Raw genomic sequence first — 26,489 nt, forward strand, 5'->3', positions numbered from 1 at the left:
CAATACAAAACAATACACGAACGATATTACCTGAACGCCCGGCAAATTATTTTTCCCTAAACTTACTGATGCTGTAACGTTTTTGGCTATTTTTGGTCTAAGCATCAATTATGATCATAATCAGACTTATAGGAGAAAGTTTCAGGTTTGCTGCCGATGCCCTCCGCCAGAATAAGCTTCGTACCATGCTCTCCCTGTTAGGGATCACGATTGGTATATTTACCATCATCGCCGTTTTTTCGGGAGTGGATACGCTCCGGAACAATCTACAGGAAAGCGTAGATAAGCTGGGTTCAAAAACACTGTTCGTACAGAAATGGCCATGGGGATTTGGTGGCGACTATCCCTGGTGGAAATACGTGAACAGGCCGGAACCTTCATTCCGCGATTACCAGGGACTAAAGGAGCGAATGACCTATGTAGACGGAATATCCTTTGAGGTAACAGCGGCCGAAAGAACAGTGAAATACAGAAGCAGTTCTGTAGAAGGAGCCACATTGATTGCAGCAACACCTGATTACAATAAAACCTGGACGTTAAATTTCCAGGAAGGACGATATTTTACAGATAATGAAAGCAAGACGGGTACTCCTGTAGTGATACTGGGAGCAGAGATTGCCAACGGGCTCTTCGCCGGGGAACCTGCAATTGGTAAAAAAATAAAGGTAATGGGACGCAGGCTCACTGTTGTAGGCGTGTATAAAAAAGAGGGGGAGGATATGATGGGTATGTCGCAGGACAAGAACATGCTGATTCCGCTCAACTTTGCCAGAGGCGTATTTGATGTGGAGAACAGCAATTACGGGCCTCAGATCACGGTGAGAGGGCAGGAAAGCATTGCCCTGGAAGAAGTGGAAAGCGAGTTGCAGGGTGCCATGCGGTCTGTTCACAAAATTAAACCCGGTACGGAGGATGATTTTGCGTTGAATAAGACCACAATGATCACCAACCAGCTGGATACCATGTTTAAAATGGTGAATATCGCAGGCTGGGTGATCGGTGGGTTCTCTATCCTTGTCGGAGGATTTGGTATTGCCAATATCATGTTCGTATCCGTAAAGGAACGGACGAATATCATAGGTATTCAAAAATCTCTCGGCGCTAAAAACTACTTTATCCTGCTGCAGTTTATGTTCGAGGCGATCGCATTATGTCTTTTGGGAGGGTTGCTTGGCCTGACACTGGTTTACGGGCTTACGCTTGTTGCAAAATATGCTTTTGATACCACAGTGGTTTTATATCTGAAGAATATTTCAATGGGGGTTGGTATTTCACTGGTGATTGGGATGATCTCGGGTTTCTGGCCGGCTTATTCGGCATCGCGGCTGGATCCGGTAGAAGCGATCAGGTCTTAACTGGTTCTTAATTATAACTTAGCGATCAGATCTTGGCAATCGGATCTCAGCCATCAGATCTCGTTCCTCAGTTCTCAGGATCTTCGGGAGGTTAAAAAAACAGGGTATGGTTTCAATGCTGACAGCTGCTGAAGCGCAGCTGAAGGCATCGAAACCATACCCTGTTTTTTTTAAACCAGATAATCTTAAGTCATCCAACCCACCCATAGTATTACCTGTACAACGCATACCAGGGAAACCAACCATACTATAATAACATCAAGCGCGAACCAAGTATGGCTGATGAGCACGTACTATTTAAGGGCATGAACGAATTATACCGATTGCATTAAGGCGCCATGCAATGGATTCCTCCCCTCCGCGTGTCTGCACGGGTTTGAGGAGATTCCTGGGCGTCATACATGGCCACCCTGCTACAGGATAACCTCAAAAAAAAGTTAACTTTTTTCAGCGAAGCCAGGAATCCTCATCATGCAAGTAAGCAATTCGCTAAACAGGCACTTAACTCAGTTTAGACAGCGCCTCTTTAATTCTTGATACCGCTTCGATCAGCTGATCTTCAGCAGCAGCATAAGATATACGGATACATTCTTCGTTACCAAAAGCTCCACCTGTTACAGTAGAAACATGTGCTTCGTTCAGTAAGTAAAGGCAAAGGTCTTCAGCATTGCTGATCACGTTGCCATTTACACTTTTTCCGAAGTAATCTTTTACTGTAGGGAAGAAATAGAATGCGCCGTAAGGAAGATTAACCTGGATACCCGGAACCTCTTTCAGTAATGCATAAACGATATCCCTGCGTTTTTTGAATTCATCCTTCATTGCAGTAACAGTTTCCAGCCCGTTTTGATAGGCTGCTAAAGCTGCACGCTGTGAGATAGAAGAAGTACCTGAAGTGATCTGTCCCTGTAATTTATCGCAGGCGTTGGCAATTTCTTTATTTGAAGCCATATAGCCTACTCTCCAGCCTGTCATTGCATAGGCTTTGGAGAAACCATTGATAATGATCACCCTGTCTTTAATAGCGTCAAAAGCAGCGATGGAAGCATGTTTGTCTACAAAGTTGATGTGCTCATAGATCTCATCAGAGATGATATAGATATTTGGATATTTCTCAAAAACCGCTGCAAGGCTGGCCAGTTCTTCATGTGAGTACACCGAACCTGTCGGGTTACATGGCGAAGAAAACATGAACAGCTTGGTTTTCGGCGTAATAGCTGCTTCCAGTTGTGCTGCGGTGATCTTAAAATCGTGTTCCACCGTTGCATTGATGAATACAGTTTCACCTTCTGCCAGTTTGATCATTTCTGAATAGGATACCCAGTATGGAGTAGGTACGATCACTTCTTCTCCCGGGTTTACAAGACACAGGACTACATTTGCCAGTGATTGTTTGGCACCAGTTGAAACCACGATCTGGTCAAAGGTATAAGTGAGGTCGTTCTCATTTTTTAACTTCTCAACAATAGCCTTACGCAGTTCAGGGTAGCCGGAAACAGGGGTATAATAAGAATAATTTTCGTCAACAGCCTTCTTTGCTGCCTCCTTTAAGTGTTCAGGAGTAAAAAAGTCCGGCTCTCCAAAACTTAAATTAATTACGTCAATTCCTTTAGCGGTGAGTTCTCTCCCCAGCTTTGCCATCTTAATGGTCTGTGATTCTGATAGATTATTGATCCTTTTAGATAAAAATGTCATGATTCTCTTATAAGGTAGCAAATATAAAAACCTGGAACAACATGTAACTAAAAAAAATACTTTTTAACGTAATATCACCTTGAAACCGTATTTTTGGGGGCTAAATCAATCCCTTTGCTGCCCAAAAAGAAAGCGATACTTGTTTCCCTCTGCATTAGCGTAGTCCTGATGCTGGCTAAATTCGGTGCTTATTTTCTCACACATTCCAATGCAATCTTAACGGACGCGGCAGAAAGTATTGTGAACGTACTGGCCAGCGGCTTTGCCTTTTACAGCATTTACCTGGCTACCCTGCCAAAGGATGAAAACCATCCTTACGGCCATGGAAAGGTAGAATTCTTCTCGGCCTTTGTGGAAGGGGCCCTCATCTGCATTGCAGGGCTGATCATTATCTTTAAATCCAGCTACGACCTGGTCTTTCCAAAGCAGATCTTCCAGCTGCTCGAGGGTGCAATCATCATTGGCAGCACCGGACTGGTGAACCTGCTGGTGGGGTACTATCTCATCCGTACGGGTAAAAAACACCGTTCACTCACACTGGAGGCCGACGGTAAACACCTGCTTACCGATGCGGTTACCAGTGCCGGCCTGGTAGCGGGTATTCTCCTGATCAAGATGACCGAAGTATACTGGCTGGACAGCGTGATTTCAATTTTACTCGGTATTTATATCGTATACAGCGGTTATAAGCTCACCAGGACATCCGTTGGAGGATTAATGGATGAAAGTAATATAGAACTGGTCAAAATGATCGTTGATATCCTGCAGGATAAGCGGCATGATCCCTGGATAGATGTACATAACCTCAGGGCACAGCAATATGGCTCGGATCTGCATATCGATTGTCACATTACACTGCCTTATTATTACGACCTGAACCAGGTGCACAGCGAGATTTCAGCTATTGATAAACTGATCAATGGGAGTGGGGAACACGACACCGAGTTATTTATACATGCAGATCCCTGTTTACCGGAGTGCTGCCATTATTGCAAAATACAAAATTGTCCTGTAAGGCAGCATGCTTTCCAGGGCGAGATCAATTGGACGGTGGAAAATGCCACCAAAAATAAAAAACATTTTCAATGAGTTATTTCAATGTAAGAGTTTATGGACTGCTGATCAACAGCGCTAACCAATTGCTGGTGAGTGATGAACAATCGGGAGGCAGAAGTTTCAGTAAATTTCCCGGTGGGGGAGTAGAATATGGTGAAGGCCTGATCGATGCGCTGAAGAGAGAGTTTATGGAAGAGTGTGAGGCGGAGATAGACGTGATCAGTCATTTTTATACGACTGACTTCTTTGAAAAGTCTTCTTTCAACGACAGCCAGATCATCAGTATTTACTACCTGGTCAGGGAAGCGGGGCCGCTGAAGCTGAAATACAAGACCAGGGTGTTTGATTTTGACCCTGATACCGTGCAATCTTTTCGCTGGATAGGTTTAGATGAACTTAGCGAAGACGATGTAACCTTCAGGACCGATAAAACAGCCGTATCGCTTTTATTATCGCTTATTGCGGAAGGGGCGGACTAAACGCGCACAACCTTTTCGGGGGTGATCGCATAAAACTGATCACCCTCCTCAGCGCGGATTTTGCTTAGTCCTGTAAACACGCTGAAGGCAGGCAGAATGGCGCAGGTGCTCCCAAAATAAAAACAAGGCAGTTTGATCTGCTGGCGGGCTTTTCCATAGATCGTAATGCCGGGATGGATATGACCGGTAATATTGTAATATTCATCAAAATCACGGGGCTGATCATGTACAAACCTGAAAGGAAAATACAATAGCTCTTTGCTGTGCACTTCTATAGACAGGCCCGCATAGTCTTCCTCCCGTAACAGATCATGGTTTCCTTTAACGAGGATGATCCTCAAATCGGGGAACTGTGTTCGCCATAACCTGAAGGTTTCCACTTCGGTATTCATCTGATGATGGAACATGTCTCCTGTAACCAGCAGGATCTGCGGGGCAAACTTTGAAATCAGCCGGCTTAACTTGTCCAGGTCAGTTTCCATGACCGTAGCGGGAACCTGTATGCCTGCCCTTCTGAAGTGTGCACCCTTACCCAGGTGCAGGTCGCTGATGATCAGCATTTTTTTTGATTCCCAGTAAATTGCCTTATCCTTATCTAATACTAAACTTTCACCTTTACAATTGATGGTCATTCTTTCTCCTTCGTTGTGCCTGTTCTTCTTTTTTATCCGCTTCGGCAGTCATCCTTGCTATTCTTTCCCCAAGTTCTTCAGAACTCATATTCTCCCTCAGGCTGTCCACTTTAATAGGGAAACACAGTGGGGTATAACTTTCAGCCCTGACGATGATTACCTTACTGCCCTGTATCCGGTGTAAAGCGGCGGCCAGACGGGGTTCTTCGATCTGCTGGTAAAACGCTTCGTCATAAGCCTGCCGCAATAATAAGTTATGTTTGTCATAATCGCTAAAAACATTAAAAAATAATGCCGATGAAGATTGCAGGTGTTTGTTGGCCACATATTTTCCGGGGAAGCCCTGGAATACCAGGCCTGAGATACAGGCGATATCCCTGAACTTGCGCCTCGCCATTTCGGTTGAATTGATACTGGCCACGATATCTTCCCCTAAATTAGCCGGACTGAACAGCAGCTTGATGTTTTCTTCATCCAGCGGAATAGGTTGTTCACTCAGCAGTTCAAAACCATAATCGTTCATGGCGATGGAAAAACTGATGGGTTTGGATTTTGATAAACGGTAGGCGATCAGCGCCGCCATAATCTCATGCACCTGCCTGCCCTCAAAGGGATAGGCGAAAAAGTGATAGCCATCCCTGGTTTTAATCAGCTCGATCAGGAACTCGTCATCTTTCGGAACATGGGATACCTTTGCCTGGCGTTCAAATAAAGGAAGGATAATGTCCAATTCTTCATCCTCGTGTGTTTTATCGAGGGTTTGGTTATATTTCCTTCTCAGGATGGCACCTAAATTGGCAGTGAGCGACATTCTGCCGCCCATCCAGCTGGGGGTGATCGCTGTCTTTAACCTGCTTTTTCTCACCAGGGCGATCATCTCCTTTACCATGATAAACTCCAGTACCCTGCCCGCCAGTGTAAAGCTGTTTCCGGGTTTGATCTTTGAAAGAAACGATTCCTCCACCATCCCCACATAACCGCCCGTAAGATACTTTACCTTAATCATGGCATCACTCACAATAGTGCCGATATGCAGGCGGTGCCTCATGGCCATCTGCCGGCTCTTCACCTTCCATAATCCGTCTTCTTTTTCCACCTTACTGAATTCGGTATAAGCGGTAAGGCTCTCTCCGCCGGTGGTGATAAACTGCATCATCCAGTTCCACTCCGACAGTTCGAGTTCCTTAAAGGCAAAGGTGTTTTTTACCTCCTCAAATAACTTTTGGTCATCAAAGCCATCACCCACCGCAAGAGTGACCATGTATTGGATCAGCACATCAAATGACATTACCACAGGTTCGCGGCTTTCAATGTTGTGGGTTTTTGCCGCTTCCTTGATTGCTGCGGCCTCTACCAGCTCCAGCGCATGGGTAGGGAGGAAGTAGATGCGGGAGGTTTCATAAGGCGAATGCCCGCTGCGGCCTGCACGCTGCAGAAAACGGGCTACACCTTTTGGTGATCCGATTTGTATAACGGTATCGACGGGTTTAAAGTCTACCCCCAGATCCAGGGACGATGTACTGATCACCGCCTTCAGTACCCCGGTATGGATGGCATCTTCAATCCAGTTACGCAATTCGTAATCTATAGACCCATGGTGAATAGCGATCTGCCCGGCAAGGTTCTCATCCAGTTTCAGCAGGTTTTGGTACCAGAGTTCTGCCTGGCCGCGGGTATTGCAGAAGATCAGTGTAGTTTTGCTTTTCTCAATGATAGGCAACAGCTTATGTGCCAGTTTATGGCCAAGGTGCCCGGCCCAGGGCAGCATATCAATATGGTCCGGCAGGATAGATTTGATCTCAATTTTCTTTTCCAGGTCTGCCACTACGATGGTTTTGAGCACATCCTCATAGGGTACCAGTACGTCAAGAGCCTGTTCCATATTTCCGATCGTGGCGGAGATGCCCCAGATCCTGAGCAGGCGTTCGGGGTGTTTTTCCATCAGCAGCCCCCTGATGCGGGAGATGGCGAGCTCGGCCATCACACCTCTTTTGCTGCCCAGCAGTTCATGCCATTCATCTGCAACGATGCATTGCAGGTCGCTAAAGTAATTGGCGGTATCTTTTTGTGCCAGCAGCAGGTGCATGCTTTCGGGAGTAATGATCAATACCTCCGGCATTTGTTTTTTCTGTTTCAGCTTTTCATTTTGCGGGGTATCACCATTGCGGACACCTACATGCCAGTCCAGCTCGAGGGCGGTACAGACTTCCGTCATGGCCCTTGCCAGGTCTTTTGCCAAGGAGCGGAGCGGAGTGATCCAGATCAGCTTCAGTCCCGCAGGTTTCCTCGCCTTTTTAACAGGGATGTCTTTTGTGTTGCTCTTCTTATTGTGTACAATGGTGCCTTTTATCGCTTCCTGGTTGTTCAATTCATCAATCACCACCGCAAGGAACATGGAAAATGTTTTTCCAAAGCCCGTAGGGGCATTGACCAGTCCGCTATACCCTTCAGCATAATACTGCCAGGCATCAGTTTGAAATTTAAAAGGTTTCTTTTTACTGCTCTTCAGCCATCTGATCACCTTTTTATAACCCGTACTCTTTTCGAGCATCATAATGTTGAAGCTAAAAGTTGTCTTAAATCGTCAAGCGTATTGATCTCTGCTGCTACTTTATCTTTTCGCCAGCGGGCGATGCGGGGGAAACGCAGTGCCAGACCGGCTTTATGCCGTTTACTTTCGGCAATGCCTTCAAACGCAATTTCGAACACCAGTTCCGGCTTTACGGTACGTACAGGCCCGAATTTCTCAATGGCATTCTTTTTCACGAAGGCGTCTACCTCCTTGATTTCTTTATCTGTCAACCCTGAATACGCTTTTGCTACGGTGATCAGGTGTTCCCCGTCACGTACTGCAAAGGTATAATCTGTAAAGTGATTGGCACGCCTTCCGCTTCCTTTCTGGGCATAGATCATTACGGTATCAACGGTATAGGGATTGATCTTCCATTTCCACCAGTCGCCGCGTTTCCGTCCGCTATGGTAAGAAGAGCTCAGTTTTTTGAGCATAATGCCTTCACTGTTGTTTTCCCTGGATCCTTTTCTGATTTCCGCCAGCTGTTCCCAGTCGTTAAATTCAATTACAGGAGAAAGTATGGCCACATCAGTATTGCTGATCTGCGAAATGATCCCTTCCAGTAACTTTCTTCTTTCCGAGAGCGGCTCCGTACGGATATCTGCACCCCTATATTCCAGCAGATCATAGATAAAGAAGCCTATTGGAGCGTCTTTCAGTTGCGCTTTATTAATTGTCTTCCTGTTCAGCCGCTGCTGAAGGATACTGAAGGCCTGTACTTGTCCGTCCTTTACCGAAAGGATCTCTCCATCGATCACAGTACCATCGGGCAGCTCATCCCTGAGGAAATGCAGTTCCGGGAACTGGTCTGTAACGAGTTCTTCGCCGCGTGACCAGATGAACAGCTCTCCGTTTCTTTTCACGATCTGTCCGCGGATGCCGTCCCATTTCCATTCAGCCTGCCAATCATTGGCTTCACCCAGGCTTGCCGGCTCAGCTTCGAGGGCATAGGCCAAACAAAAAGGATAGGGCCAGGAGTTATCTGTATTCACATGTGCACCGGCAATGAGCTCCTGGTAGGTAATTTCCCCCGGGTTCCATTTACCCATGATGCTGTGCATGATCTTATTGCTATCGGTATCACTTTGTTTGGAAATGGCATTGACCAGCATTTTATTGGATACCCCGATCCTGAAATTGCCGGAGATCAGCTTATTGAAAATAAAGCGTTCCTGGGTATCCAGGCTGTCCCAGGCATGCAGGATAAACATTTTTTTTGCCTCGTCATCTTTACCGTTCAGTGCGGCGAGGTCATTGATCCACTCATGCAGTTTCCTGTCGGTAGTATGTGCCGCTGGCGGGAGCACCAGTGCAATAGTTTCGCTTAAGTCGCCCACGCTGTGGTAACTTTCTGCAAAGAGCCAGGCCGGAATATCACTCAGTTCCGTTGCCCATTGCCTGATTAACGCTGTAGGAACGGGTCTTCTGGGTTTTTTGCCGGTGAACATCGCGATCACAAAGGGTTTGTCCCGCTCGTCGGCCGTACTAAAATAGCTGACCAGGGCCGCGATCTTGTCGTTGGTCTTATTGCTCGTTTCCAGCTGCTGTATCAATTGTGTGAACCTTTTCAAATCAAGCTTCTTTTAAAATTTCCTCTTCTTCATCCTCTTCATTTCCGTAACGGGTAACTACCTCTGCCGAGGGAATGCCGATTTCATTCAGGTATTTGGAGAATGTGGAGACAAAACCATGGGTGACAAACACTTTTTCCGCTTCGGTGGCTTTAATTGCTGACAGCAGGCCAGGCCAGTCGGCATGATCACTCAGTGCAAACCCTGCATCAGCGGCCCGCCACCTGCGGCCGGCCCTTACCTGCATCCATCCGGAACAAACGCCCGTTGCAGCATGGTGCAGGCTTTTCATCCACTTTCCGTCTGCCAGGGCAGGGGGCACAATCACAATGCCTTTCTGAAGCTCATCTTTTTTCGTGTCAGGGCTAATCCTGATCGTTTCAGGAAGGTCTACACCCGCACGGATAAACCCCTCATTCAGATTGGCGATGGAGTTGTGTACGTATATAGGGATGTCGCCCGCCAGGTTTTTGATCAGCCGTTGTGCTTTGCCCAGGCTGTAGGCAATCAGTACACTGGTTTTCATCTGGTCCTGGTTATCTGCTACCCAGTTCCTGATCTGTCCGAAAACGGTTTCCTGCGGCAGCCATTTATAAATAGGCAGGCCGAAAGTACTCTCAGATACAAAAGAATGGCATTTAACAGGCTCAAAAGCAGCGCTGATGCCATCATACTCCACCTTGTAGTCTCCCGATACCACACAGATTTCACCTTTATATTCCAGTCTGATCTGGGATGAGCCAATGACATGTCCTGCGGGGAAAAGGCTGACTTTAACCCCATTGATACTGATTTCCTTGTTATAGGGCAGGGTCTGAACGGGCAGATCTGCTCCAAGACGCTGCAGTAATACAGGTTTGGTCAGCTCATGACACAGGTATCCTTTATTGCCCCATTTTACATGGTCGGCATGGCCGTGAGTGGTAACGGCTAGCTCTACCGGTTTCCAGGGGTCGATATAAAAACCGCCCTGTTCACAATAGATTCCTTTGTTGGTGAATGTGATTAATGCCATTGCCGGATACAACAACGTGTTTAGGCAAAAGTTTTACGGTGTAAATCCATACGACCAAAAAGAGGTATATAAAGCCAGGGATAGAATGAATGTTATCAAAACATTAGCACAATTTGTTGGTTTAATAGAGGTGAAAAAAGCACCCCCATATTTACCCATCGAAAATTACGGGATCATAGGCAATATGAAAACCGTTGCGCTTGTCTCTTTAGACGGAAATATTGATTTCATGTGTTTTCCCAATTTTGATTCACCAACCGTTTTTGCCAGCCTGCTGGACAAAGAGGATGGCGGCAGTTTCTCCGTTGTACCGCAGTTTAACTCATACAAGACCAAACAGCTTTATATACCCGGAACAGCCGTATTGCTGACCAGGTTTTTTTCTGATGACGGTATTTCTGAGGTAACCGACTATATGCCCCTTGAAGAGGGCGATGACAAAAGTATTTGCGCAATTGTCAGGAAAATAAAAACCATAAGAGGAAAAGTGACCTATAAGGTGAATTGTGCCCCGAGATTTGATTATGCCAAGGCTGCGCATAAGATTGAGAAAAAGGGACACAAGGAGCTGATATTTACCGCAATAAATGATGGCGACACCATGGTGAGGCTGATTGCAGATTTTCCGCTGAAATTTAAAGAGAATGATGGTTATGCGGAGATCACCCTTGAACAGGGGGAAAAAGCCTGGGTGGTACTGGAATCAATCAGAAAGGAAGAAACGGAAAAGCTGAGGGATATTGACTTCTATAAAAGTTCCAGTTACCAGGAAACCATTCAATTCTGGAGGCATTGGATCAATAAATCTACCTATAAGGGGCGCTGGACAGATCTGGTATCCCGGTCTGCAATTACACTCAAACTGCTCACCTCTGCGTCCTATGGGTCAATGGTGGCGGCGCCCACATTTAGCCTCCCCGAAGCCATAGGGCACGACAGGAACTGGGATTACCGGTTCACCTGGATCCGCGATGCCGCTTTTACGATGTACGCCTTTCTGAGGCTGGGCTACTGGGAAGAAGCTTCTGCCTTTTTAAAGTGGATCCATGAGCGCTCCGGTGATGAGGTGCTTCACCTGATGTATGCCATTGACGGCTCCCCCGTGATGGATGAAGAGGAACTGAAACATCTGGAAGGTTATATGAAATCGGGCCCGGTGAGGATAGGTAATGCCGCCAAGGACCAGCATCAGCTTGATATTTATGGCGAGCTAATCGATACGATTTACCTTTACAATAAAAACCATACTAAAATAAACTACGAATTCTGGATCACCGTGCAGAAACATATCTCCTGTGTGATCGATGACTGGAAAAAGCCAGACCATGGCATGTGGGAGTTCAGAAATGGAAAGAAACACTTCCTGCATACCAGGCTGATGTGCTGGGTGGCAATGGACAGGGCAATAAAAATAGCCATAGACCGCTCTTTTCCCTATCCTGAGCAGGAATGGAATGAGGTGCGTGATGCAATATATATCGATATCTATGAGGAATTCTGGAATGAGAAACTCGGTGCCTGGGTGCAGTACAAAGGTGCTGAAGCCGTTGATGCCTCGGTGTTACTGATGCCTCTGGTACATTTTATTACCGCTGACGAGCCGCGATGGTTATCTACATTAAAAGTAATTGAGGAAAAGCTGAGTACTGATGTGTTAATATACAGGTATGACAACAGCGGTGACGCTGATGGAATTACCGGCGAAGAGGGTACTTTCAACATGTGTTCTTTCTGGTTTATCGAAGTACTGGCAAAAAATAAAGAGATTGACAAGGCCCTGGAATATTTCGAGAAAATGACGGGTTATGCCAATCATCTTGGTCTTTTTAGTGAGCAGATTAGTAAGCGGGGCGAGCATCTTGGTAATTTCCCGCAGGCATTCACCCATTTGGCGCTGATCAGTGCTGCACTCGAACTGGATAAACAACTGGACAGGTCTAATATAATAACATGATAGCTTCATAACCGATAAAAAACAATATTAACCCATGAAACCATCATGATCTTACGTACCAAAAAATCTAATGAGTACAAGATCATGATAGCTTCATAACGATAAAAAACAATATTAACCCATGAAAAAGCTGGAAAACAAAGTAGCGCTCGTCACAGGATCAGATTCTGGCATTGGACGGGCCATCGCAATAGCGTATGCTAAAAAGGGAGCAAAAGTTATTGTTTGTTACTATAGCGACGAAGAAAGGGGGAAAGACACCTTAGCCCAGGTAAAAGAGCAGCAAAAAGATGCTCAGCTGATCAACCTTGATGTGAGTGATGAAAAAGATGTGGAGAAGAAGATGGAGCAGCTGATCAAAGATTTTGGAGGAATTGACATTCTGGTGAACAACTCAGCAGTGAACGGCTCCGGTATCCCGATCGATGAAATGGATACTGAAGTGTTTGACAAAACCCTCCGTACCAATCTTTACGGTACTTTTTTCTGCAGCAGGAAATTTATTCAGCACCGCAAAGCATTGAAAAAGCCAGGCAAGATCATCAATATTTCCTCTGTCCATGAAGAAATCACTGCTCCCGGAAATGCAGATTACAATGCCTCAAAAGCGGGAATCAGAAATTTGATGCGCACCATTGCACTCGAGGTGGCTCCTTTTGGTATCAACGTGAATAATATTGCACCTGGTATGATCATGACAGCGATGAACCAAAAAGCGATGGATGATCCGAAAGTAAGGGAAGATGCAGAAAAGAACATTCCGCTCGGCAGGGCCGGAAGACCTGAAGAGATTGCTTACCTGGCAGTATTCCTGGCTTCTGAGGAAGCGGATTATGTAACAGGAAGCACCTATACAATGGACGGCGGCCTGATGATCAACATCGGGCAGGGAGCTTAACAGGGCGCCCTGCTATTGGATAACCAAAAAATATAAGGATATGTTGTATCCTGGCGTTCTTTTGCACAGCAAATTTATGCAGCCGGGATACAACATATCCTTATATTCAGCGAAGCCGGAGAATTTCAGGCTTCGGAAACTCTATTTTCCTCCCGGAGGACAGTTCTGCTGCAGAAATTTGGTATAAGTCCTGCTCAGGTGTTCTCTTGTTCCGCTACCCTCATTGATACTGTGTGTACGGTTAGGATAAGACATCAGCTGGAATACCTTTTGATTTTTAATCAGCTCATCGATCAGCATTTCAGCATTCTGGTAATGCACATTATCATCACCGGTACCATGAATATACAACAGGTTACCTTGCAGGTTTTTCGCATAATTGATTGGCGATCCTTTGATATAAGCATCCTTTGATGTCAGGGGAGAGCCCATATAGCGCTCCTGATAAACATTGTCGTACGTAAGCTGGTTGCCAACTGCTGCAATCGCAATTCCTGTTTTATAGATCTCAGGATGCTGGAACATCAGGTTCAGCGTAGACGACCCGCCGCCGCTCCATCCCCATACAGCCACTCTGTCTTTATCGATGAACGGCCATTCCAGCACTTTCTTTGCTGCCGACGCCTGGTCATTGATGTTCAGTACACCGATGTTTTTATAAATGCTCTTGCGGAACTCGCGTCCTTTAGGAGCAGGTGCGCCGCGGTTTTCAATTGAAATATAGACGTAGCCATCCTTAGGCATATCTCCTGCGTACAAATAATTGTATCCTGTACCGTAGGTGTCGGTTACTGTTTGTGCAGCAGGCTCGCCATATACATAAAAAACTACAGGGTACTTTTTTGTCTGATCGAAGTTATCAGGTTTCTTCATCCATCCGTCCAGCTCTGTTCCGTCATCCGTTTTTACTTTGAAGAACTCTATTTTGTTCTTTGGCTGCTGTACGCGGCCCAGCTGGTTGGTTAAACTGCCTTCCATGGTAAAAGGATTGCCGGTATCGAGTCTCATCCATTCCGTGATGGGCACGATGTTAGCACTCTGATACGTATGGTTTGCAAAGATGCCATTGGGCGAAATATCATAACTGTGTGTTCCCGGAAAAATGGAAGGGGTTATCCGCTCTAAATTTCCTTTCCCATCCAGCCTCGTTTTGTACAGGTACTTCTGGGTAGCATTGGCCGGAGAAGCGATAAAGTAAAACGTATTGTTTTTTTCATCCACGAGGCTGCTCTCAATCACATCATAGGCACCTTTATTGATCAGGGTTTGTTTTTTGCCGTCCTTACTGATGCGGTAATAATGACGCCATCCGTCTTTCTCACTGATCCAGATAAATTCTTTTCCGCCGTTGATCCATTCCCAGTCTGCTGCGGCATCAACCCAGGCTTTATCGGTTTCTGTATAGATACTTTTGACGGTGCCTGAGGTTGTATTGGCAACAAACAGGTGTGTTGTGTTTTGCTCCCTGTTGATCTGCTGCAGAATGATATCGCTGGTATTGGGTACCCAGTCCATTCTGGGAATATAGTTCTGGATATTGTCTCCGGGAACATTTACCCATGTTGTTTGCGCAGTAGCTACGTTGACAATGCCTATTTTACAGGCTGAGGGATTTTCTCCAACAACAGGATATTCCACAGGAACAACATATGGATAAATGGAGTCGGTATTGTTGATCATCAGGAAATTCTTGATTTTCCTGGCATCAATTTGCCAGTAAGCTAAAGATGTACCATCGGGGCTCCATCTGAAGCCATCCCTGCAGTCAAACTCTTCCTCGTACACCCAGTCGAACGTTCCGTTGATCAGCCTGTCGGTGCCGTCTGTAGTTAATGCTTTGGCAGTTTTTGTAGCAAGGTCCTCCACATAGAGGTTATGACCGCTTACATAGGCTACTTTACTGGCATCAGGTGAAAGCTTGGCAAACATTAAAGAAGACGCAGGCCGGTCTTTTCCTATCTGGGTAAGGGTATTGGCTTTCAGGTCGGCCAGCCAGTAGTCGCCCCTGGTTTCGTAGCGCCATACTTTTTTACTGTTGGTATAGATCAGTACTTTGGTGCCGTCGGCAGAAATAACAAATTCCTTTATCCTTAGCGGCTGGTTCATCCCTGCGGGGCTGAGCTGAGTTCTGCTCATCACTGTCTTTCTGTCCCGCTTTGGTAAGGTGACGTCTACAATTTCGCCATCGGAGATCTCATAGTATCCGTTTCCGTCTTTGGTCCAGTTGACCTCATGTTTTGACTGTGCATAAGTGTCTGCACAAAAAAAACTGATCAATAGTACAAAGACAAGTTTTAAAATAACTGGTTTTTGCTTCATTTGGTTCAATAGTTTTTATTTTGTAAGTTAATGAGCTTGCATTTCTGCAGGTTTTTTGATCAGAGTGACAGAAAGTGCTTGTAAGCTGACTGCATATAAGATTTGGCATTCTTCAGCAGTATTGTTGTGTTTCCGGCATCCTGGGGACGGTCATTATACAGGACCATCTTTCCTACATTGTCAAATGTAACACATTGTTTGTTATCGATAAAACCCATTCCATTGTCCCAGCTGAAATAAGCAAAATTTTTCGTTTCGGGATTGAGGAGGTTTTTGCTCCATACAAAAGGCGCAGCACTGAGGTCCAGCTGGTGCAGCAGAGTAGCGGGAATATCAATCTGGCTTCCTACCTGATCCATTGTTTTTCCGCGGTATTCCTCTTTGATCACGTCTCCGAAGAATAACAGGGGAATATGATAGCGCTGGGGGATATAAACCTCCTGACGTTCTTTCGGGAGGATATGACCATGATCGGCTACAAAGACAAAGAGTGTATTTTTATACCAGGGTTGTTTCTTTGCCCTGCTGAGAAAGTCGTTCAGGCAGGAGTCCGTGTAAAAAGCCGTGCTTTTAAATTTATGGATATTATCGGTATTGCCAAACTTATACGTTCCGGGAACTTCGAACGGCTCATGGTTGGTCAGCGTCATCTGTGTGGAAAAGAAGGGTTGTTTCGCCGTATTCAGGTATTGCAGCTGTTTGTTAAATACAACACCGTCATAGGCGCCCCATTTGGAATTCATATCCTTTGCATCGAATTTGGCTTTATCTATCAGCAAGTCATAACCATGACTCAGTATAAATGCTTTATAGTTGTCAAACTCGGATTGTCCGCCATAAAAAAACGAAGTATGATATCCGTTATTTAGCAATTCTCCTGAAAGCGCAGAGATCCGCTCCATTTTTTCGGGGAATTTTACAATACTTTGCGCTGCCAGACTCGGATAACCCGCCAGCGTCCCTATGATACCTTTGTCCGTTCTGTTACCTGTGGAGTAGATCCTGCTGAAGAATAAGCCATGGTGAATGAGGCTGTCAAATTTGGGCGTTATCCCAATTTCATTGCCCAGCGTTTGGGTGAGGTCAGCCGTAAAGCTTTCCATAATGACCACCACTATATTCGGCCGGCTGGTTTTAAGGATATGGGTAGTGGTATCTTTTTTTATGCCGTACAGGTCTTTTACCTGTTGTTCCGCTACCTGATCCGGATAATAAAGGTAGGGATTGTGATTTGAATGCCGGGATTTCAGCACATCTGCTATTAAGTTCCATTCAGTATTAACCGCAGCATGGTTGAGCAGCTGTTTGTCGCTGTAATAGGCCATGCTTTGGTTATTTGGAGAGACGCCAAAGCCCCCGCGGATCATCAGAAAAGTTAATCCGGTCAGCAGGATGCTGAATAGGGCTTTAGCCCATACAGGAGTCCGCTGCGGCTGTAATTCCCTTTGGAGGATCAGTTTGTTCAGTGTGAGTCCGGAGGCGATCAGAACGGCTAAAACGGCGAGGTTAAAGATGATCGGCGAAGAAGCACTCGAAGCAAGGGCTTCATTAGGTGCAGAAAATGCAAACCCTATAGCTTTCGCATTGACTTTGCTTCCCCATTCGCGGTAGATATTAAAGTTGACCACAGCGATCAGGCTGAAAAGAATAATATAAACTTTATTGAGCATCTTCAGCCAGTGCATTTCAATTTTCCGCTGTGTAAGGAGGAACCGTATCACAAAATAAAGGAGGGGTACCGCAATCATATAAGCCGCTGCGGCCAGGTCAAGACGGGTGCCGTGGTAAAATACGGCAACAATTTCGGTAAAAGATGCATTGGGAATGTTCTTCAGGAAAATGCAGACGAAGATGAATCTGTCCAGCAGGAAAAACAGCAACCAGAAAATAAAAAACCGTGCAAAAAAAATCAGGACTTTTAACATTATCGCAAACTTAATTAAATATGCACCGCTAAAAATCCTGATTTTGTAAAATTATTTAATTTTATTGGCCACCCATTGCTTTCAGCGCATCCATGGTAGTGAGTTCATAAGAAGAAGGAACATCCATTGAAATCGGGCCTACTTTCTCTTCTACCAGTGCTTTAATGGTTACATTGGCCTTAACACCATTCTGCATCCTGGTGAATTTCACCGGTGTAGCGGCAAGGGATTTGAATTCTGAACCCGAAATTCCTTCAGGTAATTGAATGTCATTAGTAGCCCAAAGCTCATAAGATGCGCCTTTATCATCTTTGTAAGTATATTTCTCAGCATTGTAATCGCCGATCTTTTGTTTCTCTCCTGTAGATTTAAAATCAGTCAGAACGGGTGTTTTACCCATCATCTGCTCATTTTCTTCCTTAGAAGTTTTTACAGCATATTGCTTTTGTGCAATAGGCACATCAACCAGTACCAAACCGTTCTTCTGGATTACATCGTTAATCACAGTGATCTTTGCAGGCCCCTGTTCCAGTTCAAGCTTAATTAAGCTCCCGTTGAATTTAAATTTTGTTTCCGGTGGCAGTTGCGCGGCCATTGACTGCTGCTCCGGGCTCAGCTCATAGGTTAGCGTATAGGTAAGTGTACCTTCATTCACCTTTTTTTGTGCATGTGCAAGTACAGCAGTGCTGATCAGGATCGCAGCCAGTACACTCGTTTTAATCGACTTTAACATATTGTTTCAATTTAATAGTTTACCATTTAATGTTTTCTTTGCTGATAAAGGCAGCAATACCCTTTTTGAAATCTTCACTCTCCCTCACCCTGGCATTGATCTGTACGGCCAGGTTAAGTGCATTTTCCAATGCGGGATTTGTTGTTTGCCCGATCAGCTGTTTGGTAACCATCAGGGAGTTTCCCGAAGCTTCATTGCACAGCTTTAACGCAAAATCCCGTACCGTCTGACTAATTTCATCTTTATTTGTTACATACGTGATCAAATTGTAAGCCAATGCCTGCTCTGCTGAAAATAAATCTCCTGTGAGCAATATTTTTTTTGCGACTGTCTCACCAGTTTTACGCATCAGAAAACAAGATACAATTGCGGGAACGAAGCCCAGTTTTACTTCAGTATAACCAAAACTGGCTTCAGGAACGGCGAATGTAATGTCGCAGATCGTCGCCAATCCGCAGCCCCCCGCAATGGCATGTCCCTCAACCTGTGCGATAACCACCTTGGGTAAATAATAGATTGTTGTAAAAAGTGTTTTCAGGTTCTCGCTGTCCTTCACATTCTCTTCATGGGTATTCTGCTGCAGCTGCTGCAGATAAGCGAGGTCTGCACCCGCACTAAAAGTCGTTCCCTCAGCTTTCAGAATAATCACTTTTACATTTTCATCATCAGAAGCCTCCAGGAGGGCTGCTGTTAAGGAACTGACCAGTTCGGGGTTAAAGGCATTACGTTTTTCAGGACGGTTCAGCGAGATCGTGGCGATACGGTCTGCTACCGAATATAAGACCAGGGATGATGTCATGCTAATTCTGAATAGGTTTATATTGATTAAGGTTAATCAAAGATGCCGTAATTTTTTTTAATACAATAGTTGAGCTTTTAAAATAAAGCGTATCTGTCTGGATTTTGTTTACGATGTCACTATAGTTTGTCCCATCTATCCATATTTTTTGAAAACGGATGTCCTTTCTCAGTTCTGATACCTTTACGCGGGGATTCCCGTGAATCCAGATCGCATCAAACAGAGATCGGTTCCGTATCCGGCGGTGATCAAAAAAGCTGTCCACCATTAATATGCTGAATTGCCGGAAACGGATCTGATGGTCCCTGATTACAAGTCCGTACCCTTCGCGCTCTTTCCTGCGCGTATTCCAGGGAATACAAATAACACTGCTGATCCTCAACTGATCGAGTGCGGGTTGAATATGAAATTTAAAGGCCTGATTGTTTGGCCGGAGATCGGTTACCAGAACGGCTTTTTCAGCCAGGATAAATGCAACTGCATAATTCCTGTTCAGCGAAAAGAGGATGATCTTTTTTTGCCGCTGTGCAGTTATTTTTTCCTGCGCCAGCAGTCCCTGCAATAGCATCAGGATAAAAAGTGCGGCGAAAAGGTACAGCTTCTTTTTATTTTGAAGGCCCGTTAGGATAGCTATCATTAACATACAAAGCAGACATAATTCAGGTTTTGTGAGCCAGATCTGCTGAACCGTTGAGTAGGGGAGGCGGGCAATCCTGGCTAATCCGCTGTTCATGAAAGTGATGAGCCATTCAAACGGAACAGCCAGCCAGTACAGGTGAAAGATTAAAATAGCCAGCCCAGCATACATCAGCGCGATGACCGGCAGTGCGATAAACAGGTTACTGAGCAGAAAATAGACCGGAAACTGATGGAAATAATAGATGCTGAAGGGGAAGGTGAAAATTTGGGCGGCTATGGACAGCGAGATCATTTCCCATCCCTTTTGAACCCAGTACGATTTAAAAGACAGGAGCCTCCGGATTCCGGGCTGCAAATCAACCAGGCCCAGCACAGCCATATAAGAGAGCTGGAAACCAACATCCCATAAAAGGAAAGGGTCATACCGCAACAGGCAGAAGGCGGAAAAGGCCAGGATGTGATTGCTACTGGTATTTCTATGCAATGACTTTGACAGAATGAGCATGGTAAGCATGATGGCCGACCGCAGTGCCGAGGCCGGGTAACCCGTAAGCAGGGTGTAAAACCAGATCAGTGTTAAGATCAGGATGACCTTTGTCCATTTCAATACTGTTCTCCTGTTCATCCAGGACAGCGCAGCCTCGAGAATCAGGTAGATAATGCCTACATGCATTCCGGAAACCGATAGCGCATGAATGGTTCCGGTCTGTGAGTACGCCGACAGGATCTCTGTATCCAGGGCAGCCCGGTAACCCAGGATCAGTGTCGCGGCGAGGGCAAATGCATCATCATCCCTGATCAGTTTACGATACCGTTCAACCTGTAGTTTACGGAGGGCAATAGCAAATCTGATGAGTGGCAGTCCGTGCTGTTCTTTTAATGGAATCAGCTCTTCGGAGGAGAGGTATGCCTGGTGGTAAATACTCTGGTTTGCCAGCCACTCAGGACTGTCAAATTCACCCGGATTCAGCGGGGAAGGGATAGAGGTGTAACGTGCCGGGATCAGGTAAACATCTCCATAATTCAGGACCGGTGAACCCGATGATTCCAGGCGGAGAGCTATCATTAAAAGACCTGCCGTTCTTGTCTTTTTTATACCTTCATATGCGCAGGTTACCCTTGCTTTAAATCTTATGATTCCTCCCTTTTCCTGGGGTTCATCAGCAATATAAATTTTGAAATATTCTGCCTTGTAACGCGAAAAATGATTAGAATATTTAAGTTCCTGATGGCTTAAACTGGAAAGCCCTCCAATGGAAAAAAAGAACAGGTACAGTAAAATGGCAATATTTTGTTTATGATGGTAAACTTTAAGTGAGGTGTATAAGTAGTTGAATATAAATATTAAAAATAAAGACGATAACGCTGAAATATACAATAGCAAATTTAATTTGGTAAAATGAGCTACGCGCAAAACCCATATTCCTGCACAAAAGGGAACCAGAATCCGGACAAATACATTGGATGACTGTTTCATGGCCTTGCTAAAATTGATAGCGCAGTTGCAGCTTGATTTCCGGCTTGGTATTCCCGTTGATCTCATCCAGTCCTGACCCGGTTTTTTCCTTTTCGGGGTACCAGGAAACCGCATGCCTTGCCCAGGCCCTCAGTCTGCCTGAAAGCCGGTAACTGATGTTCAGAAATGTCCGTATTCCTCTGCCGTTATAAAGGCCCGAACCGGCTCCGTAAAGCACGTCGTCTTCATAGGCATAAATCCTGTTTTCATATGTTGGGGTATTGAAAAAAGCCAGCCTCATATTGGCGGCAAATCTGGAAGACAGGGGGCTGTAATCTGCGTCCTGATAAACCATATATCCGTAGGTTCGCGGGATATTTCCCTTTCTGTATGCCGTGATCTCCGCCCGGTTTTCCATTTTTATCTTTGGATTTAACCTCCATCCTGCACCGAGTCTGTAATGCTCTTTCCTTACTTTGACCAAAGGATTTACCGGCATCCCGGCACTTAGATTCTGCCCGCTTAACCCGAGACTGATCTTTACCGTCAGCTTAAAGGATTTTTGGGGAGAGCAGCTGAGCTGTCCCATCAGGTCATACCCTGACGATGCACTGTCTATCCTGTATTTTGCCCAAGGGAAGTGAAACAGGTCGGCATATAGCGCTCCATCCCATTTTGTGCCGGTACTAAAATGGATTCCTCCGTACAGGCCCTTTTCATTTGCCGCGGCTGAACCCGCAGCTAATCCCTGGCTATAAAATGTGATGTGGTCTTTCGCATAGTCGCGCAGTAGCACCACAGCCGAAACCCTGGAGGACAGGCTGGTCATGGCGCCGCTGAGGACCGCCATGCCACCAGGAATACTTTTAGCAGTTTCGCCAAAGAAATAGATATTTTTGAAATTAAAATTATAGTGGAGCCCCAGGTTACCGAGCGATTTGCCTTCAAATGAATATCGCCTGTATCGCAGGCTGCCCCTTGTGAATTCGTGGTCGTATGCAGAATGGTAAGCGGTGATTCCAGCTTCCAGATTGCTCGTTTTCAGCTGCAGTACTGTTCCGTACACCAGCTGTTTCAGGCTCCCCTTGTTGCGGATCTCCGTGGCCGTTCGGTGCAGGCCACTGCTGCTGATCGTAGAAAGTGTATACTTTCCATCGGATTCCTTATTGAAACTGGCATCTAAACTTCTGTAGGAGATAAATGTGGTTAAATCAATGTTTTTTAATACGATAAGTGTTGTTCCGATGCCTCTGAAAAAGGCATACTCATCTGTAGAGGTATATGGCTTTAAGCCTGTATCTTTCTTTGCCACCCCGGCAACATCGGCGCCTTTCCCAAAGGATGTCCCGGTCCAGAGTGTCAGCCCCTGCCCAAACTGAAGGCTGTAATCGCCCAGTATGATCTTTTTAAACCGGCCGTTTTTATACAGCGCCAGACTGCCCGACAGGAAGTCAAACCCTGATTTTGTTTGGTTGCTAAAAAGTCTTTCTCCCGCATCTTTGTCTGCCGTAAACGAAAAGGCAGCCCGGTCAGCAAGCGAGTATTTGTACTTTAGCAATAATTTCTGCGGGCCTCCAAGATAGCGGCTCCCGGGAAGATCCAGAAAGCCCTTTTGTTTTTTCAGCACTTGTCCGAACCTCCACAAAACCTCAGTTTTCCCCTTGTTCTTTATGTTTTTAAAATTCCACAGGCGCTGGTTGTCGCTTGCGGTTTTCAGCGTGACGAAAGGGGATAACCTGGTGATCGTTTCGGGATCAAAATCATCTACGGCCTGTAGTTCCAGGATGTCTTTGATTTTCCCGTTCATCCGTATATGGGTGAAAAGGTTATTGATCTGAAGCGCCGAAAGGAATACGAGTTCCTTCAGTTGCTCCGCAGTGGTATGGTTAAGATCAATGGGGTTACGCCGGTAGAAGGACAGGCGTTCGGTCAGTTGTGACAGATCCTCCTCCGCGGGCAGGCTCTCTGCGAGATGGGAGGTAATATTTCTGGCCGCTACATCTTCCTGCGCCGGGGCGTTAGCACAGCAGGCGCAGAAAATGGCCGTCAGTACAGCTGAAGCTGGCAGGCCGGGAATGTGTAATACTGGAAGAGAAAGATACTTTGACATGTGGCCAAAGTAATACCAATAAATTAATTATGTTAATTTATTAATTAAATCTCGTCGTTTAACTTTAAGAGGAAATCTTTTAACCGCTCCAGGGAAGCGATGATCTTTTGGTTTTCCTTTACGTCTCCGCTGTTATTCTTCAGGTGGTCTTTTGCTCCTTTAAGGGTGAAACCTTTATCGTCCACGAGGTGGAAGATCATCTTCAGGTTCTCTACATCCTCAGGTGTAAAAAGACGGTTTCCCTTTTTGTTTTTCTTGGGCTGAAGGATATCAAATTCTTTCTCATAAAAACGGATCTGAGACGCATTTACGCCAAACATTTCCGTTACCTCACCCATCGTATAATACATTTTATTAATTTCCCGTTCCTTGTAAGGCATACTTTTGTGTTGATAGTTAGTGTTTTACAGCTTTTATATAAAGCATTCAAATGTAAAGGGATTTTAGTAGAATACTGCAATAAAATTTTAATTTTGTTGAATAATTTTCAAGCAAAGAATGACAGCAAAAGAAATCAGACGCGCATATTTAACATTTTTTGAATCGAAACAACATCATATTGTTTCTTCAGCACCGATCGTTGTAAAAAACGACCCGACGCTAATGTTTACAAATGCAGGGATGAACCAGTTTAAAGATATATTTCTAGGTGAGGCACCGGCAAAATATCCAAGGGTTACCGATACCCAACGTTGTTTAAGGGTTTCAGGTAAACATAACGACCTGGAAGAAGTAGGGATTGATACCTATCACCATACCATGTTTGAAATGCTGGGCAACTGGAGTTTCGGAGATTACTTTAAAAAAGAAGCCATCGCATGGAGCTGGGAGCTGCTGACAGAAGTTTATGGTATTCCGCAGGATAAACTGTACGTCTCTATTTTTGAAGGGGATGAAAAGGAAGGTCTGCCCAGAGACACCGAAGCTTACGAATTGTGGAAACAATTCGTGCCTGAAGACCGGATCATTTTAGGAAATAAGAAAGACAATTTTTGGGAGATGGGTGACATGGGACCATGTGGCCCCTGCTCAGAGATCCACGTGGACTGCCGTCCTGATGAAGAACGCGCTGCGGTTTCCGGTAAGGAGCTGGTGAATGCAGATCATCCGCAGGTGATTGAGATCTGGAATAATGTGTTTATGCAATTTAACCGTTTAAAAGACGGTTCATTACAGCCATTACCTGCACAACACGTTGATACCGGAATGGGCTTCGAACGTTTGGTTCGTGTATTGCAGAACAAGGCGTCCAACTACGATACTGACGTTTTTCAGCCGCTGATCCAGTTCATCTCACAGAAAGCAGGCATCGCTTATGGTGCTTGTGAAAAAACGGATATTGCCATGCGTGTGATGGCAGATCATATCCGTGCCATATCGTTTGTGATTGCTGACGGGCAGCTGCCTGCAAATAACAAAGCGGGATACGTAATCCGCAGGATCCTGAGAAGGGCCGTGCGTTACGCCTATACCTTTCTGGATTTAAAAGATCCCTTCCTGAACCAGCTTGTACCTGTACTTGCTGAACAGTTCAAAGGAGTTTTTGATGAGCTGTTCCTGCAGCAGGATTTTGTTCAGAAAGTGGTATTGGAAGAAGAGGTTTCTTTCCTTCGTACCCTTGCTACAGGAATTCAGCGTTTTGAGAACTACACGAAGAAACAGGGAGAATTACTGATGTCGGACAATGCCATTGAGCTGGAAAAATCATTTGAAGATGCCTGGGTATACAGCATTCTGAAAGACCAGATGATGATCTCAGGAGAGTTTGCCTTTGAATTGCAGGATACCTATGGTTTCCCCATTGACCTTACCGAGCTGATGGCAAGGGAGAAGAAATGGATTGTAGATATGGATGGGTATCATATCAGCCTGGAGAAACAGAAACTACGTTCAAGAGCAGCTACGGCAATTGATACGGGCGACTGGATCACGGTGCATCCTGATCCGGAGACTGAGTTTGTAGGTTATGACGACCTGGAGATTGAAACAAAAATCCTCAAATACAGGCAGGTCGTTTCCAAGGGTAAGGAACAATTCCAGATCGTATTGCAGAAAACTCCGTTCTATGGAGAAAGCGGTGGCCAGGTAGGCGATACCGGACGCCTGGAAGACCATAGCAGGATGTTTTTTGTGGAGATCACCGATACCAAAAAAGAGAACGGTGTGATCATACATTATACCGATACACTTCCGGAAGATACAGACGGCCAGTTTTGGGCCGTTGTAGACGAAGATAAGCGCGCTCAGACGAATAATAACCACTCGGCGACCCATTTACTTCATGCAGCATTAAAAAGCGTTCTGGGTGAGCACGTGAACCAAAAGGGCTCACTGGTAAATCCGGAGTACCTGCGTTTCGATTTTTCGCATTTTGCCAAAATAACCGATTCGGAACTTTCCGCGATCGAACATATCGTGAATAAGAAGATCAGGGAAAACATCCTGCTGAAGGAACAACGTCTGGTGCCTTATGCAGAAGCGCTGTCCAGTGGAGTTACTGCCTTATTCGGCGAAAAATATGGAGAGGTGGTAAGGATCATCACTTTTGACGATAACTATTCAAAGGAACTTTGCGGCGGCACGCATGTGCAGGCAACCGGTCAGATCGGCTTTTTTAAGATCATATCTGAGAGTGCAGTTGCTGCAGGCGTAAGACGTATCGAGGCCATCACTGCGGATGCTGCTGAAGCTTTTGTTGTAAATCAGACTCAGGAAATCAACCAGTTAAAGGCATTATTTAAAGGAAATAAAGACCTCTCCGGCGCGGTAGCCGCACTGATCGAAGAGAATGCAAAGCTGAAAAAGGATGCAGAAAAGGCGGTTATTGAGCGTTCAGGCAATCTAAAGCATGAAATTGTGCACCATATGAAGACAATTAACGGCATAAATGTGATTGCTGTGCAGGTAGATCTGCCAAATGCCGATGCAGTAAAGAATCTTGCTTTTTCAGTGAAGGATTTGGTTGATAATCTGTTCCTTGTATTTACTACTTTAATTGATGATAAACCCGGTATTACGGTCATGTTATCAGAAAACCTGGTGACTGAAAGAGGGCTCAATGCTTCAAATATCGTTCGTGAACTGGCAAAGGATATTCAGGGCGGCGGCGGCGGGCAGCCGTTTTATGCTACTGCCGGCGGCAAGAACAAAGATGGTTTGACAAAGGTGCTGGACAAAGTTACAGCACTGGTACCTGCAGAATAGTTTTTTCGGCATGATACAATAAAATCCTGTTTTCATTCATGAAAACAGGATTTTATGCTTTTAAGCTAAGCCCTCCG

At 45.4% G+C, this 26,489-nt stretch carries 18 protein-coding genes; 6 read left to right on the plus strand and 12 right to left on the minus strand.

The window, feature by feature from the left end:
* Positions 1-110: 110 nt before the first annotated feature.
* The gene (locus tag BLW16_RS10040; protein ID WP_175470537.1) at positions 111-1,355 is read left to right on the plus strand and encodes an ABC transporter permease; all 1,245 of its coding nucleotides are present in this window, start codon (positions 111-113) and stop codon (positions 1,353-1,355) included.
* A gap of 501 nt (positions 1,356-1,856) precedes the next feature.
* Here the strand turns inward: BLW16_RS10040 and BLW16_RS10050 are convergent.
* A complete protein-coding gene (locus BLW16_RS10050; protein WP_175470538.1) occupies positions 1,857-3,050 on the minus strand; it encodes a pyridoxal phosphate-dependent aminotransferase in 1,194 nt (397 codons plus the stop codon).
* A gap of 168 nt (positions 3,051-3,218) precedes the next feature.
* Between BLW16_RS10050 and BLW16_RS10055 the strand changes: the two genes are divergently transcribed.
* Positions 3,219-4,139: a cation diffusion facilitator family transporter gene (locus BLW16_RS10055; protein ID WP_245735207.1), complete on the plus strand. Its 921-nt coding sequence runs from the start codon at positions 3,219-3,221 to the stop codon at positions 4,137-4,139.
* Positions 4,136-4,585, plus strand: a complete 450-nt coding sequence (locus tag BLW16_RS10060; RefSeq protein WP_090556444.1) for an NUDIX domain-containing protein — start codon at positions 4,136-4,138, stop codon at positions 4,583-4,585. The genes BLW16_RS10055 and BLW16_RS10060 overlap by 4 nt, the downstream gene beginning before the upstream one ends.
* Here BLW16_RS10060 and pdeM read toward each other — a convergent pair.
* The 4 genes from pdeM to BLW16_RS10080 are packed head-to-tail and all read right to left on the minus strand — an operon-like array spanning position 4,582 to position 10,375.
* Entirely contained in the window at positions 4,582-5,217 is a 636-nt protein-coding gene (pdeM, locus tag BLW16_RS10065; protein ID WP_090556445.1) for a ligase-associated DNA damage response endonuclease PdeM, read from the minus strand. The genes BLW16_RS10060 and pdeM overlap by 4 nt on opposite strands.
* On the minus strand, positions 5,201-7,771 hold the full coding sequence (locus BLW16_RS10070; RefSeq protein WP_090556446.1) for a ligase-associated DNA damage response DEXH box helicase: 2,571 nt from the start codon (positions 7,769-7,771) through the stop codon (positions 5,201-5,203). Before BLW16_RS10070 ends, pdeM begins: the two co-directional genes overlap by 17 nt.
* Positions 7,768-9,360 carry an ATP-dependent DNA ligase gene (locus BLW16_RS10075; RefSeq protein WP_090556447.1) on the minus strand — a complete coding sequence of 531 codons (1,593 nt, stop codon included), beginning with the start codon at positions 9,358-9,360 and terminating at the stop codon, positions 7,768-7,770. Before BLW16_RS10075 ends, BLW16_RS10070 begins: the two co-directional genes overlap by 4 nt.
* A gap of 1 nt (position 9,361) precedes the next feature.
* Entirely contained in the window at positions 9,362-10,375 is a 1,014-nt protein-coding gene (locus BLW16_RS10080) for a ligase-associated DNA damage response exonuclease (protein WP_090556448.1), read from the minus strand.
* An 85-nt stretch (positions 10,376-10,460) separates the two neighbouring features.
* On the opposite strand from BLW16_RS10080, the gene BLW16_RS10085 reads away from it, so the two are divergent.
* Positions 10,461-12,329 carry a glycoside hydrolase family 15 protein gene (locus BLW16_RS10085; protein WP_090556521.1) on the plus strand — a complete coding sequence of 623 codons (1,869 nt, stop codon included), beginning with the start codon at positions 10,461-10,463 and terminating at the stop codon, positions 12,327-12,329.
* Positions 12,330-12,450: 121 nt separating this feature from the next.
* Positions 12,451-13,227 carry an SDR family NAD(P)-dependent oxidoreductase gene (locus tag BLW16_RS10090; protein WP_090556449.1) on the plus strand — a complete coding sequence of 259 codons (777 nt, stop codon included), beginning with the start codon at positions 12,451-12,453 and terminating at the stop codon, positions 13,225-13,227.
* Between the two features lie 141 nt (positions 13,228-13,368).
* Here the strand turns inward: BLW16_RS10090 and BLW16_RS10095 are convergent, their stop codons facing one another.
* The 7 genes from BLW16_RS10095 to BLW16_RS10125 form a co-directional block, all read right to left on the minus strand.
* A complete protein-coding gene (locus tag BLW16_RS10095; protein WP_090556450.1) occupies positions 13,369-15,546 on the minus strand; it encodes a S9 family peptidase in 2,178 nt (725 codons plus the stop codon).
* A gap of 59 nt (positions 15,547-15,605) precedes the next feature.
* Positions 15,606-17,471 carry an LTA synthase family protein gene (locus BLW16_RS10100; RefSeq protein ID WP_090556451.1) on the minus strand — a complete coding sequence of 622 codons (1,866 nt, stop codon included), beginning with the start codon at positions 17,469-17,471 and terminating at the stop codon, positions 15,606-15,608.
* Between the two features lie 61 nt (positions 17,472-17,532).
* Positions 17,533-18,204, minus strand: a complete 672-nt coding sequence (locus BLW16_RS10105) for a hypothetical protein (RefSeq protein WP_090556452.1) — start codon at positions 18,202-18,204, stop codon at positions 17,533-17,535.
* 19 nt (positions 18,205-18,223) lie between these two features.
* Positions 18,224-19,003, minus strand: a complete 780-nt coding sequence (locus BLW16_RS10110) for an enoyl-CoA hydratase/isomerase family protein (RefSeq protein ID WP_090556453.1) — start codon at positions 19,001-19,003, stop codon at positions 18,224-18,226.
* A 1-nt stretch (position 19,004) separates the two neighbouring features.
* Positions 19,005-21,233, minus strand: coding sequence for a ComEC/Rec2 family competence protein (locus tag BLW16_RS10115; protein ID WP_090556454.1), 2,229 nt, complete (start codon positions 21,231-21,233; stop codon positions 19,005-19,007).
* On the minus strand, positions 21,127-23,208 hold the full coding sequence (locus tag BLW16_RS10120; protein WP_090556455.1) for a ComEA family DNA-binding protein: 2,082 nt from the start codon (positions 23,206-23,208) through the stop codon (positions 21,127-21,129). The genes BLW16_RS10115 and BLW16_RS10120 overlap by 107 nt, the downstream gene beginning before the upstream one ends.
* A gap of 44 nt (positions 23,209-23,252) precedes the next feature.
* Positions 23,253-23,588: a MerR family transcriptional regulator gene (locus BLW16_RS10125; RefSeq protein WP_090556456.1), complete on the minus strand. Its 336-nt coding sequence runs from the start codon at positions 23,586-23,588 to the stop codon at positions 23,253-23,255.
* 118 nt (positions 23,589-23,706) lie between these two features.
* Here BLW16_RS10125 and alaS point away from each other — a divergent pair, with 118 nt between their 5' ends.
* Positions 23,707-26,412: an alanine--tRNA ligase gene (gene alaS / locus BLW16_RS10130; RefSeq protein ID WP_090556457.1), complete on the plus strand. Its 2,706-nt coding sequence runs from the start codon at positions 23,707-23,709 to the stop codon at positions 26,410-26,412.
* The last annotated feature ends 77 nt before the right edge of the window (positions 26,413-26,489 follow it).

The organism is Pedobacter hartonius (assembly GCF_900107535.1).
GTDB lineage: Bacteria > Bacteroidota > Bacteroidia > Sphingobacteriales > Sphingobacteriaceae > Pedobacter > Pedobacter hartonius.